The 12,359-nt window shown below is 53.3% G+C and carries 12 protein-coding genes and 1 rRNA gene; 7 read left to right on the top strand and 6 right to left on the bottom strand.

Annotation, left to right across the window (positions count from 1 at the left end; translation table 11 throughout):
• From EDD73_RS01720 to EDD73_RS01735, 4 genes are all read right to left on the bottom strand, one after another.
• Positions 1-332, bottom strand: a 16S ribosomal RNA gene (locus EDD73_RS01720); the annotation flags it as partial.
• 298 nt (positions 333-630) lie between these two features.
• Positions 631-2,121 (bottom strand): lysine--tRNA ligase, encoded by a 1,491-nt coding sequence (lysS, locus tag EDD73_RS01725; protein WP_131917971.1) that lies wholly within the window; start codon positions 2,119-2,121, stop codon positions 631-633.
• A gap of 76 nt (positions 2,122-2,197) precedes the next feature.
• The gene (gene greA / locus EDD73_RS01730) at positions 2,198-2,674 is read right to left on the bottom strand and encodes a transcription elongation factor GreA (RefSeq protein ID WP_131917972.1); all 477 of its coding nucleotides are present in this window, start codon (positions 2,672-2,674) and stop codon (positions 2,198-2,200) included.
• Between the two features lie 252 nt (positions 2,675-2,926).
• On the bottom strand, positions 2,927-4,054 hold the full coding sequence (locus EDD73_RS01735) for a hypothetical protein (RefSeq protein ID WP_131917973.1): 1,128 nt from the start codon (positions 4,052-4,054) through the stop codon (positions 2,927-2,929).
• 168 nt (positions 4,055-4,222) lie between these two features.
• Between EDD73_RS01735 and EDD73_RS01740 the strand changes: the two genes are divergently transcribed.
• The gene (locus EDD73_RS01740) at positions 4,223-4,717 is read left to right on the top strand and encodes a flavodoxin domain-containing protein (RefSeq protein WP_131917974.1); all 495 of its coding nucleotides are present in this window, start codon (positions 4,223-4,225) and stop codon (positions 4,715-4,717) included.
• A 143-nt stretch (positions 4,718-4,860) separates the two neighbouring features.
• Here the strand turns inward: EDD73_RS01740 and EDD73_RS01745 are convergent, their stop codons facing one another.
• Together EDD73_RS01745 and EDD73_RS01750 are read right to left on the bottom strand one after the other, a co-directional pair.
• Complete coding sequence (locus EDD73_RS01745) at positions 4,861-5,097, bottom strand: hypothetical protein (protein WP_131917975.1); 237 nt, start codon at positions 5,095-5,097, stop codon at positions 4,861-4,863.
• A 4-nt stretch (positions 5,098-5,101) separates the two neighbouring features.
• Positions 5,102-6,034: an alpha/beta fold hydrolase gene (locus EDD73_RS01750; RefSeq protein WP_165876255.1), complete on the bottom strand. Its 933-nt coding sequence runs from the start codon at positions 6,032-6,034 to the stop codon at positions 5,102-5,104.
• Between the two features lie 258 nt (positions 6,035-6,292).
• Here EDD73_RS01750 and EDD73_RS01755 point away from each other — a divergent pair, with 258 nt between their 5' ends.
• The 6 genes from EDD73_RS01755 to EDD73_RS01780 all read left to right on the top strand — a co-directional run bounded on the left by EDD73_RS01755 (position 6,293) and on the right by EDD73_RS01780 (position 12,295).
• Positions 6,293-7,612 (top strand): nitrogenase component 1, encoded by a 1,320-nt coding sequence (locus tag EDD73_RS01755; protein ID WP_131917977.1) that lies wholly within the window; start codon positions 6,293-6,295, stop codon positions 7,610-7,612.
• A 37-nt stretch (positions 7,613-7,649) separates the two neighbouring features.
• Entirely contained in the window at positions 7,650-9,158 is a 1,509-nt protein-coding gene (locus EDD73_RS01760) for a nitrogenase component 1 (RefSeq protein ID WP_131917978.1), read from the top strand.
• A 17-nt stretch (positions 9,159-9,175) separates the two neighbouring features.
• Positions 9,176-9,511 (top strand): DUF2499 domain-containing protein, encoded by a 336-nt coding sequence (locus EDD73_RS01765; RefSeq protein WP_165876256.1) that lies wholly within the window; start codon positions 9,176-9,178, stop codon positions 9,509-9,511.
• Positions 9,504-9,812, top strand: coding sequence for a DUF3593 domain-containing protein (locus EDD73_RS01770; RefSeq protein WP_131917980.1), 309 nt, complete (start codon positions 9,504-9,506; stop codon positions 9,810-9,812). Before EDD73_RS01765 ends, EDD73_RS01770 begins: the two co-directional genes overlap by 8 nt.
• An 89-nt stretch (positions 9,813-9,901) precedes the next feature.
• Positions 9,902-10,759, top strand: coding sequence for a chlorophyllide a reductase iron protein subunit X (locus EDD73_RS01775; RefSeq protein ID WP_131917981.1), 858 nt, complete (start codon positions 9,902-9,904; stop codon positions 10,757-10,759).
• Between the two features lie 237 nt (positions 10,760-10,996).
• Positions 10,997-12,295 carry a DNA-processing protein DprA gene (locus EDD73_RS01780; RefSeq protein ID WP_165876257.1) on the top strand — a complete coding sequence of 433 codons (1,299 nt, stop codon included), beginning with the start codon at positions 10,997-10,999 and terminating at the stop codon, positions 12,293-12,295.
• Positions 12,296-12,359 lie beyond the last annotated feature (64 nt).

Here is a 12,359-nt window from a genome sequence, read left to right on the forward strand (position 1 = left end):
GTAGGAGTCTGGGCCGTGTCTCAGTCCCAGTGTGGCCGTTCGCCCTCTCAGGCCGGCTACCGATCGTCGCCTTGGTAGGCTCTTACCCCACCAACTAGCTAATCGGACGCAGACTCATCTCGATGCGGCCAAAGCCTTTGATCCCGAAGGATATTATGCGGTATTAGCAGCCCTTTCGGGCTGTTATTCCCCACACCGAGGTAGATGATCCACGCGTTACTCACCCGTCCGCCACTAAACATCGCCACCGAAGCTTTGATGTTCCGTTCGACTTGCATGTGTTAGGCATGCCGCCAGCGTTCGTCCTGAGCCAGGATCAAACTCTCCATAAAATTATGAAGTGTTCGAGTCAAGCTCGTTTACTTACTAACTGGAATTTCATTAAAAAGGTTATCACGCTTTTTCAACTGTTTGATTTTCAAGGACCAAGTTTGTCGATGCTTGTTGCTTTCTCTCGAATCACCGCGCACCGGCAAGAAGTATAGTATCATAACGTCCAGGAGACGTCAACACCTTTTTTTATAAATCGCAAAAAATAAATAACGTCCCGCAAGATGCGCACCATCTCGCAGGACGCTAATAACCACCGAAGCGCTACTCTTCCCGCAAGGCGCTAATCCCGCCAAGCCTCTAATCTTCGCGGTGACGCATCGTGGGAAACAAAATCACATCACGAATCGACGGGGAATCAGTCAGCAGCATAACCAATCGATCGATCCCGATACCTAAGCCACCGGTAGGCGGCATGCCATATTCGAGGGCAGTCAAGAAATCTTCATCCATCATATGCGCTTCGTCATCACCGGCCGCACGCAGGGCCAGTTGCTTTTCAAAGCGCTCCCGTTGATCGATGGGATCATTCAACTCCGAGAAGGCATTGCCTAATTCACGACTGGTGATAAACACTTCGAAGCGATCGGTGTACCGCGGATCGTCACTGTTGCGTTTGGCCAATGGCGAAATCTCCACAGGATGGCCCGTAATGAAGTGCGGTTGTATCAAATGCGGTTCTACTTTTTCTTCAAAGACCTCATTGATGATATCCCCTCGGGAAGCACCATCGGCAACAAAAACACCGGCCGCCCGTGCCGCTGCCAGCGCCGCTTCCGCCGTCTCCAGCACCGTAAAGTCAACACCGGCAAATTGCTTGATCGCATCGAGCATGTTGAGGCGTTTCCAGGGTGGCGTCAAATCGATGATTTCCCCTTGATAAGGAACCTTCGTCGTGCCCAGCACTTCTTGCGCCACGTAGGCCACCATATTTTCCGTGAGCTCCATCATATCATTAAAGTCACCAAAGGCTTGATAGATCTCAACCATGGTGAATTCGGGATTATGGCGCGTCGAAATGCCTTCATTACGGAAGATCCGCCCAATCTCATAGACCCGTTCCAACCCGCCCACGATCAAACGCTTCAGATGCAGTTCCAAGGCGATCCGCATATAAAGCTCCATGTCCAGCGCGTTGTGATGCGTAATGAAAGGACGGGCCGTAGCACCTCCGGCAATCGAATGCAGCACCGGTGTTTCCACTTCCAAAAACCGCTGCTCATCGAGATAACGGCGAACGGCACGAATGATCTTGCTCCGCAAGACAAAGGTCCGCTTGACGTCGGGATTGACGATCAGATCGACATAGCGCTGGCGATAGCGCAACTCCACATCCTTCAGGCCATGCCATTTTTCCGGCAGCGGATGGAGCGACTTTGTCAAAAGCACAAAGGACTTTACCCACACCGAGATTTCGCCTTTTTGGGTGCGAAATACATGACCTTCGACACCATAGATATCGCCAATGTCGGCTTTGACAAACAAATCAAAAGCAGCATCGCCGACGGCATCGCGGCGCACGTAAATTTGTATCGACCCTGACAAGTCCTGCACATTAGCAAAGCCCGCTTTGCCTTGATGGCGCTTGGCCATCATCCGTCCGGCAATGCGCACCGTTTGATTTTCCATGGCCTCGAATTGATCACGAATGTCCGCAGCATGATGACTTGTCTCAAAGCGCGACCCAAAGGGGTCGACACCGGCGCTGCGCAGTTCCGCCAGTTTTTCCAAGCGAACACGCATCAAATCATTTTTCGATTCTGCTTTTACTTCGTTTTTTTCCGTATCCATTGTACGCTTGTCCTCCTCGAAATCGTCAAAAAGGCCAGGGGACGCCTGGCCATGGGGGTCATTTGTGCACTACTTACTACTTATTGATGTCGAGAACTTTGTACTGGATCTTGCCCGCCGGCACTTGAATCTCCACTACGGCCCCTTTGCGCTGCCCCAGCAACGCTTTGCCGACCGGCAAAGCGTTTGAGATGCGATGCTTACCCGGGTCTGCTTCGGCTGAACCAACGATCATGTATTCAATTTCCTCGTCATCATCCATGTCCTTGAGCAATACCCGGGATCCAATGGCCACAACATCCGTCTGAACATTGCTGGCTTCGATCACCTGAGCATTACGAATCATCTTTTCTAGCTGAATGATCCGGCCTTCCACAAAAGCCTGCTCATTTTTGGCATCTTCATACTCCGAGTTTTCACTGATATCACCATAATCAATCGCTTGTTTGATACGCTCAGCAACCTGTCCACGGCGATGTGACTTCAACTCATCCAGTTCATCCTCGAGCTTTTGCAAGCCATCTGCCGTCAGTATAACAGCTTTTTCTCCCATGTGTGCTCCCCCACTTTATTTTTTAATGTTAGGAAGATATGAGATGCTACGATTACTTATGCAATGACAAATACAACCCTAACTTCAACCTCACTTTTACCCCATCAGTAAAGTGAGACATCCATACGCAATAAGCACTGCGTCCAGACACATCGGAACGTGTCCAGGCAGTGCTTTCATGCAAAAAATCTTCCTCGTATTATATCGATGCTACAAATAATTGTCAACATTAATTTCTACTCCTGTCTACTGCTACGCCACATCCATTCGTCCGCCCAACTTTCCAGCTTCCGCCTGAAAATCGTGTTTTTGTGCAAGGACTTGCATCGCGCTCACTTGCTCCATAGATAATTCCCCACCCAACGAAAAACATTCATGGCGATGTTCTTTCGCCAGCAAAATCGCTTCGATCAAAGCTGCGTCCACCCAGCCCGGCTGGGCAAAACTGCGCCCTTGATAGGTCATACTCGCCGGCATACTGACGCGCTGGCCATGAATCAACAGCAATTCCGGACGCCGTGCGTGAATGTACCGGGAAATCGGCGCATGATCGGCAAAATGGCATATGATCGCGTCCGGCGCTACCCCGCCCAGCCAATCATCATGGCCGAACCGCCCTTCCCCGCCGGCCCACCCGTTCATGCCTGGTTGTTCCCAGCCATCGGACGCCCCGGCCAGCACAATCACATCGGCCTTACGCACTGCCGCCTCCACTTGCCCGGAACAACTGACGGCGACACCACTTTCCAGCAAAATGCGATACCCTAATCGCTCCAATCCCCGATGACGCTGTTGACCCGGCATGACCAGCGTCAATTCCCGCATCTCCCGCGCCAGCATACGAATCAAAATCGCATCCAAGGCCCCTACGGCAAAGGAACCGGCCGCTCCGGCCACCAGCACCACCGAACAGGACGACGGACGCTTTCCATAAAACCGCAGCCACTTGCGCAGTGTTGCCAGCGTCGTACTGACCGTATAGGCACTTCCCGTCACCACCGGCACCGAATAGCGTTGCGCCATGCTCCACTCCGCGCCAGGCAGCCCCGACCAGTGCTGGCAGAGATGCCGGAGCATTCCGCCCAGGCCAATCACCCGGACACCCTGTTGCACCGCCCACAAGCACGCTTGATGGATCTGCGCCGCCATCGTTTGGATCGACGGCGATTGCCAGGGAAGCAACGTACTTGGACAAGTGATCACCCGCCCCTGGAGCCAGTGATCACCGTTCATGCCCACATGCACATGGGCCATCTCAAAGGGAGCAAAAAAGGGGAGCACACGGGTCAGCAGGCCCGGATGGACAAAGCGCGACCAGGGAAAAGCACTTTGCAATTCATGCTCATTCCATGGATGCGTAACCAGTACCACAGCAGCCAAGCGTTCACACCTTCTCCTGCTTGATATTACTACGATACATACGCATCAACTCACAAAAAATACCCAGCGTACCACTCGCTACAACGGCACTGCAGCCGTCGAACACTTGCCAACCGCCCCCCATCAATGCTATTGTTACGGTAACTATTCACACGGGGGTTTGCTTTCATGAATACCATCATCGCCTACATGACCCGGCATGGCGCCACCGCCGAATGTGCTCGCTTGCTGGCCGAGAAACTCAACGGTCCTGCCGAGTTGATCGATATCGCAGCCGATCGCGCCAAAGCCATCACCGTGCCCTTCCAACGGGTCATCCTGGGCTTTCCGATCTACGGCGGTGACGTCATCCAATCCCGTGAAATCAAAGATTTTATGCTTTCTAACTTTCAAGACATGATGCGCAAACGGGTCGGCCTTTATGTTTGCGGACTCCAGGAAGGTCCGCGTTCGCTCGAACAGCTCTATAAAGCCTTTCCCGAACCGCTGCTGAAAAAAAGCGTCGCTGTCGACAACTTCGGCGGCCGCATCATTCGCAGCCAACTCGGATTGTGGGAGCGCTTGAAATTAAGCTCCGTAACGAACGTCACCACTGACCATTCCACCATCTCCTTAGAGCGCATCCAAGCCTTTGCTGACCAGATGAACCGCACCGACTATTGATCTTCGAACATGACGACATCGCCATACTGACCCTTTCACGAAGACCCAGAACACGAAGAATCCAGAAAAAAGCCAAAGGCCTGCCGGCTCCCGGCGATGACCGAAAAATCAGTTTCGGTCATCACCCAGCCCGACAGGCCTTCTTATATTCCCTTGGTTCGCTCCAGTTCATCAACCACTTTTTGCACCAATCGAATCGCAAAGCGCTCCGTATGACATTTCAAACTCGACACAATACCGTAGAGCAACACCGCGTTCATTTCCCCATTATTACCATCATCCATGAGTGCAATCGCAGCTTCAATCTCTTCCAGATAACGTTCCCCGATCTCATTCAGGATGTCTTGCGCGATTTCTTCCACATCCACCGATCTGCGCATATCCTCACCTCTCCGCACCATCCTTCGCGTTTCGCTGCCCCACTCCTAACGTAATAAAAGATGGTTCCCACCTACTTCGACATATACTCTGCCGATTCCTTGCGCGCGCCGATATTTTCCTGAGAAACCTTTCACTTGAACGAGCAGCCCAGCGTTCCTGCCAGGGCGCTAAAAATTCATCGACTAACCGATTAAAGATCGCCGGCTGGCACAGCGACGTCGGATCAAAGGCATGGGGAACAACGCGCAGCTTAGCGCCGGGAATCGCTTCGATCACCCGTCGCATCAACGCGATCCCCAGCGCCGTATTGCCGCCGACGATGCCTAAACAAGGACAGTGAATCGCGGCCAACCGGGGCGTTAATCGCAATCCACGCATCATCCAGCGCATCTTGACCGCTTCCATGCCGCGAATTTTCGGAATCTCGGCAGTCAAACAACGGCAAGCCACAGGCCATTTCCCGTAGCTCTCCTTCATCCGCGCCAACATCCAGCGCTTGGGCATCAGAAACAGCGGTACCCCCAGCCATGTGGCCAGCCACAAGGCCCCCTCCTGGCTTATACCCGGCCGGAGTTCACTAAACGTATCGACTAAGACCAGCATGGCACACCGCTCCGGGTAACGCAGGACCAATTCCTGCGCCACAACGCCGCCAAAAGACAACCCGCAGACGGCCACTTGCTCAATCGCCAGCCTATCGAGCAGCGCAATCAAATCGGCCACCAGATCGGCCACCCGGCTTTGCCAGGACAACCCTGAGGACTTCCCGGCTCCACGCAAATCCGGCGCAATCACCCGGTATGATCGCGCCAACACCGCCAGTTGCGGCGCCCACATCTTGTGACTGACCGCCACCCCGTGGATCAACAGCAGCGGTGCACCGTCACCGCGTTCCTCAAAAAAGATTCGCCGGTTTCGATGAATAATATACGGCATCATCTAACCCCATTTACTTTACAGCATTCCAACTCTCAATCCTTCCTGCTTACTAGTGTAAACCAAAACAAGAAAAAAATGATCACTCCTCGTCCCACCCCGCACAGAGTCAAAAGGCGGTAATCGGGACATTATTCTTGCATTTTCAGACTGTTCGTTTATAGTTATCATAGACACTTGTGCGTTCACGCGTCGCGCCCTTCTTGGGACACGTCGCCTCTGTTGATTTCACATCTTGCTCAGCAAAGGAGATAGACCATGGAACCGATCAAGTCGATCAAAGTTGCCACCCAAAGCCCCTGTCCCGCCTTCGGCGGCCTGCGCGTGCTAACCCGCCTCGAAGGCTTTTTACCGGTACTGCTTGGCAACCACGGTTGCTATTACGGCCTGAACTTTCTGGCCCACTTTTATGCCGCCCGCAAATCGATCTACGCTCCCCTGCTGAATTCCATCGATTTTACCGACAAAAACCTCCAACATAACTTGATGGCGGCCTTGAAACAGCTCATCGAAGAAGAAAAACCGGAATTCGTTCCCGTCATCAACCTTTGCGTCGCCACCACCGTCGGTATCGACGTCGACGAAATGGCTCGCCAGATGCCCGAGATCATTCCGCTGCGTATCACCGGTTTCGGCACCCGCAGTCACGCCGAAGCCAAAGACGTCACCCTGGAAGGCATCTTCAAAAAACTCAAGCAAAACGGTGATCACAAGCTGCGGGAGCCGAAAAGCATCGCCTCCATCGGCGAAGTGTTCCCTTCCGACTCCATCGCCATTGAACATCTCGCCGAAAAACTCGGCCTCAAATATCGCGCCCACGTACCCAGCAAAGACATCAACGATTTCCGCAAAGCCCTCAACGTCTCAACCATGGCTTGCCTCCATCCCTTCTACACCCGCTCCATGCGTCAATTCGAAGAAGTGGGCATCAACCACGTCACCAGCGCCCCCGTCGGCGCCGAAGGCACCTACAACTGGATCAAAGCGCTCGCCGAAAAAACCGACGTCGATGCCCAGCTGGCCGAAAAAGTCGCCCGGGAAGAACGGGATGCCGTGCAAAAGATCCTCGACGGTCCTCTCAATCTCAAAGGCGTCAAAATCGTCGTGGCCGGGTATGAAGGCTTTGAATTCTCTATCGCCCGCCTCCTGATCGAAGCCGGAGCTAAGGTGACCTATGTGTCCACGTCCATCGGCAAATCGCCCCTTTGCGAGCCTGATATCACCTGGCTGAAAGAGCACGGTGTCCAAGAGATCAAATTCCGCAAATCGGCCGCTGACGATTTTGTGGCGATTAAAAAGCATCAACCGGACGTATCGCTGGCTGCTACCGACGTCGCCGGTATGGGCAAAGAGTTGGGCATGGTTTCGGTGTATTTCACCAACCTGATCGCCTCCCGCCCCATGTACCTCGCCCATGGCGCGGAAAACGTGCTGGAACTGATGCACCGTTTGATCGCAACCCGTCCGGCCGTCCATAACATCCGTTCCTTCTTCCAAGATTTTGATATGCCTCGTTCCCTGCCCGTCGCTGAAGTGGACGAGCACCTTTGCGCCTGTTGCCCGGGCGCCAAAGGCTAACCATAAGCGAACACCGATAAAGGAGATTAGTCCGACCATGCAAATGATGCGCGATGTCGATATGGCCAATGGCTACTGGGGCGCGTTGGCCGTCCTCGCCCCCATGAAAGGCAACCACTGTATCATCATCGACGGCCCCATCGGCTGTCACTACGTGCCGGTAGACTCGGCCCTTAACTATACCGACTCCATCCCGTACTTACAAAATGTCCATGCTACCCACATCATCGAAAGCGACGTGGCCCTCGACGGCACGCTCCATAAGCTGCAAAAGCTCTGCGGCGAACTGATCGACCGTTACGATCAACTGTTTATCCTGTCCTGCCAGGAAAGCGAGATCATCTCCAGCGAAGCGTCCATGCTCGAAGCCGAAATCAACGGCAAGCGGATCTGGTACATGGCTACCCGCTCCCTGGACACCGACGACTATACGGCCCGTGACGAAGTGCTGCACTACCTCTATCAAAAAGTGCGCCCCACCTTCCCGGCGCAGCCCAAAAAAGCAACCGACAAGCCGCTGGTCAACATCATCGGCCCCACCTTTGGCAACTTCAATTCCTATGCCGACTTTGCCGAAATCAAACGGCTGATCACCGGCATCGGCGCCGAAGTCAACGTGGCTTTTCCTTTTGACTGCCACATCGGCGACATGGTCCGTCTCGACGACGCCGACGCCAACGTCCTCATGTACCAGGAATACGGCCAAAAACTGGCCAACGCCATGGGCAAACCGGCTTTTCAAGCGCCCATCGGTCTCCGCGCCACTGAAAAATTCCTGCTCGAACTGAGCCAAGCCCTCGGCCTGGAAGAGTCCGCCCGCGCTTTTATCGCGCAGGAAAAAGCCACAACCTTGCAAGGCTTCTGGGATGTCTGGCGCTCGCCCCACCAAGACATTTTCCGCACCAGTTCCTTTGGCGTCTATGCCCATAAAACCTACGCCGAAGGCCTGACCGCATTTTTCAAAGATGAACTCGGCTTTACGTGCGACATGAGCGGCGTCAAAACCGACCGCTGGCGCACCAAAAACGCCATGGATATCAAAGCCTCCCTCTTGGAAACACCGCCGACGCTCTTTTTCGGCTGTATCAACGAAAAGATCTACATCACTGAAAACAGTCTTTCCACCCGCTTTATCCCCTGCGCCCATCCCATGCCGATCGTCTGCCGTTCCACCGGCACACCGTACATGGGCTTTGCCGGCGCCGTGTACCTTATCCAAATCGTCAGCAATGAACTGTTTGACATCCTCTACAGCCACATCCACATTGAGTACAGCAGTGACAAAGCGAAACGCCGCAGCGAGCGCGACAAAGCCCGCGTCGAATGGGAACAACAGTTGTTGGGCCAAGCCGTCGCCCGCGAAGTGCGTTGGAGCGATGAAGCGCTTAAGCACATGGACGTGGTGCTGAAAAAGATCCCCTTCTTCGTCCGCGTCAGCGCCTCCAAAATGCTCAAAGTGGAAAGCGAAAAACTGGTTAAAGAACAGTACCGCGACACCGTTACCCCCGACGACATCGACGTGATCTTTGCGCGCTTTAAGCGCTAACGGCAGGAGTGAAGCCTGTGCTAGGACTACTTTCCCTTCCCACCTGGATCGTCCATATCGGCAGTATCGTGGAATGGGGCTTGGCCATGGTTTTGTTCTACCGTGTGGGCCAAAAGCTGAACAACCGCATGCTCATGCTTATGCCCTGGGCCATGGTGCCCTACTTGATTAGCGGCTTTTTTGCCATCTGGTATCACCTCACCTTAGACACGCTGCAATGGTTGAGTGATGCCCAAAGCTACCTGACGCTGATGGGCAGCTGCGCCTTTGGCATCTGGGCCTTCTTCTTGATTCGCTCCCTGCCTGCTACCGGTGTCAACGAAGCGAAAGGGGGCACCCAAACCCATGTCTAGTCTTTCAGAAGCCTTGATGACCCTTTCGATTTTTCCGTATATCTACTTTCTTTATGTCATGCATAAAGTACGAAAGACCCACCCGGAAGTGATCAACTTCACCACCTACCGTGGCTTTCATGCCTTGATTGGCTTTATCTTTTTTACGGCCGGCACCGGATTCTACGCCACTCAAGTGCTCGGCGCACCGACCTTGGGCAAAGTGGACTGGCTTCACGGCATCTCCGAAGCAGGACTGACGATCACCAACGGCCTTGTCTTGCTCGGCTTAAAGCGGCAGTTAAGCGAATTAGGCAAGTAACTTTATCGCCGAGCCAAGGCCTGGTTCCTCGTTCCTAAAATAACCAATCCCATCGGGTCGCCGATGATTAACGTACAGGAGTTGTTGGAATGTCTGAAAAGAACTTCTATGCCGTCTATGGCAAAGGCGGCAGCGGCAAAAGCTTTGTGATCTCGAACCTCTCAAACAGTGCTGCCCGGATGAACAAACGAGTCCTGCAAATCGGCTGTGACCCGAAACACGACTCGACAGTCATTCTGTTTAACGGCGTCAACCTGCCTACCATGCTTGATTACTGGGCGCAACTGCAAGCAGAATCGGATGATGTCGATCCGGCACCGCGTGTGGAAGATATCATCTTCAAAAGCCGCGGCGTCCACGCGCTGGAAATCGGCGGTCCCGAAGTGGCCATCGGTTGCGGCGGCCGAGGGATTTCCCTGGGCTTTGAGATTCTGGAACGCATGGGGCTCTACAAATGGCGCTTTGATTATGTTTTTCTCGACTTCCTCGGCGACGTCGTTTGCGGCGGCTTTGGTGTGCCGATCAGCAAATCGATCGCCAAGTCGATCATCTTGGTGGCCGGCAACGATCACCAGTCGCTCTACGTAGCCAACAATATCTGTACGGCCGTTTCCTCTTTTGCCAAGCTGGGCGGCAAATCGCGAATCATGGGCATGATCATCAACAAAGACGATGGCACCGGCTATGCCGAGCAGTTCTGCGAGCGCGTCGGTATCAATGTCTTGGCCCGAATCCCCAACAATCCCGAAGTAGCCAAATTGAACGCTGCTTTTGAATTGATCAGCGATCAAGCCCCCTACGATAAACTCTTCCAAGATATCGTTGCCCGGCTGCCCCAAGAAGACGGTGTGCTGCCGAAACCGATGGATTTTGAAGCCTTTTCGCGGATTTACCGTGAGGTACCCAAAGTCACGTTGGAACGGGTTACGGAAGCGGAACTTTATTAAGCCAGTTTCCCGGGGATAAGCAAACGCGTACCGGGGGTAAGAAAAAGTTTCCCAGATATAAAAAAAGCCACTGCAATGCCAGTGGCTTTTTCACACACTTGAACGGTCAATTTGCTACAGCCGGTCATGGCTGCGGTTGATGATTCTTGCTGATGTTTTTTCTGCTACTCGCTCACCGTTCTTGCTACGATGACGTCCTTAACACTTCGCCTTGGCATATTGAGGAGATGTTCATTCATGAAAGAGCGATTGTCGGTTGACAGTGTAGCGCTCCTGCTTCTTTGTACGAGTCTGGCATTACCGAATCGCCAAGCCAAAAATCAAAAACCCCTTACCCCGCCCGAATGGGACAAACTGTCGCAACGCCTACGCAACAGTCAACTTCACCCCCAGGCGTTCTTGAAACTTACACCGGCCGATTGGATGACAACGCTCGGCATGGACGCTGCCGAAAGCGCTCGTATCGAATTTCTGCTGTCTCGCCAAAGCAAGCTATTGGTCGAGTTGGAAATGCTCTCGAGTTCAGGGATATGGATAACGACCCTCGCCGAAAAAGACTATCCGGCCAAACTCAAAAAACGCCTTGGCCCGAAAAGTCCTCTCGTTCTTTTTGGTTCCGGCAACCGCAATCTGCTTTTTTCTTCCGCCACATCGGTGGCCGTTGTCGGCTCTGGAAAAGTCGATGAAAAAAGCGCCCATTTTGCCGAACTGCTGGGACGGCGTTGCAGCAAAGAAGATCTCATTGTCGTTACCGGCGGGGCAAGCGGGCTCGAAACAATTGCCCAAAATGCGTCCCTGCAAAACGGCGGCTTTGTCATCTCGATCGTCCCTGAAGGCTTGGCGGTAACGGTGAGCAAAAAAGCGATCCAAGAGCAGTTGCTTACGGGAAAGTTGCTGCTCCTCTCTTCCGTACTGCCCACGACGGCCAATAAAACCTTCAATGCTACGGCCAGAAATAAGCACATTTATGGGCTGAGCGATTATGCCGTCGTTGTTTCCACTACATCAAAATGCGGAACCTGGAGCGGGGCCACCGAAAATCTAACCCATCAATGGGTGCCACTGTTTGTCCGCGATGGCGAGGAAACACCGGAAGGCAATCTGCAACTGCTGTCCCTCGGTGGTATTCCTATCACCGACCCGGTCGTATGTATGCGTCAGGAACGACTGGCGAAATGGTTACACAAAAGCAGCCACGGTTTGGCTGATGCTGAAAGCCTAGGCAATTCAAACAAGCCAAACAGTCCAAGCACCCCAAGTACCGCAAGGACTCTCAGCGCCGATTCACCCCCCGGTTCCGGCCAATGTAATGTCTCCGGCCAAAGTCATGTTGATGCCTTTGACCTAATCTGGCCCACCCTGCAGTCCGTCTTGCAAACACCACGCACCAAAAAAGAGGTGGCAACTGCTCTCAACGTCATCGAACGTCAAGCATCGCTTTGGCTGGAAAAAGCTCTTCAGAACAAGGATGTTGTACGACTCGATAAGACCCATAAATATATCGTTGCGGCCAATCAAGAATGTTCGTTGTTCTAGAGTTAGTATCGGCAAGCTGGCCATTCCCCCATTTTCCATACTTTTACACCCAACAAGAAAGCCA

The organism is Heliophilum fasciatum, assembly GCF_004341395.1.
Lineage (GTDB): Bacteria > Bacillota > Desulfitobacteriia > Heliobacteriales > Heliobacteriaceae > Heliophilum > Heliophilum fasciatum.

What these genes read in the sequence shown, in the direction of transcription:
- EDD73_RS01750 (WP_165876255.1), bottom strand. Translation starts at nt 6,034, where the DNA reads ATGCCGTATATTATTCATCGAAACCGGCGAATCTTTTTTGAGGAACGC.
- EDD73_RS01745 (WP_131917975.1), bottom strand. Translation starts at nt 5,097, where the DNA reads ATGCGCAGATCGGTGGATGTGGAAGAAATCGCGCAAGACATCCTGAAT.
- EDD73_RS01770 (WP_131917980.1), top strand. Translation starts at nt 9,504, where the DNA reads ATGTCTAGTCTTTCAGAAGCCTTGATGACCCTTTCGATTTTTCCGTAT.
- EDD73_RS01755 (WP_131917977.1), top strand. Translation starts at nt 6,293, where the DNA reads ATGGAACCGATCAAGTCGATCAAAGTTGCCACCCAAAGCCCCTGTCCC.
- lysS (WP_131917971.1), bottom strand. Translation starts at nt 2,121, where the DNA reads ATGGATACGGAAAAAAACGAAGTAAAAGCAGAATCGAAAAATGATTTG.
- EDD73_RS01775 (WP_131917981.1), top strand. Translation starts at nt 9,902, where the DNA reads ATGTCTGAAAAGAACTTCTATGCCGTCTATGGCAAAGGCGGCAGCGGC.
- EDD73_RS01740 (WP_131917974.1), top strand. Translation starts at nt 4,223, where the DNA reads ATGAATACCATCATCGCCTACATGACCCGGCATGGCGCCACCGCCGAA.
- EDD73_RS01780 (WP_165876257.1), top strand. Translation starts at nt 10,997, where the DNA reads ATGAAAGAGCGATTGTCGGTTGACAGTGTAGCGCTCCTGCTTCTTTGT.
- greA (WP_131917972.1), bottom strand. Translation starts at nt 2,674, where the DNA reads ATGGGAGAAAAAGCTGTTATACTGACGGCAGATGGCTTGCAAAAGCTC.
- EDD73_RS01760 (WP_131917978.1), top strand. Translation starts at nt 7,650, where the DNA reads ATGCAAATGATGCGCGATGTCGATATGGCCAATGGCTACTGGGGCGCG.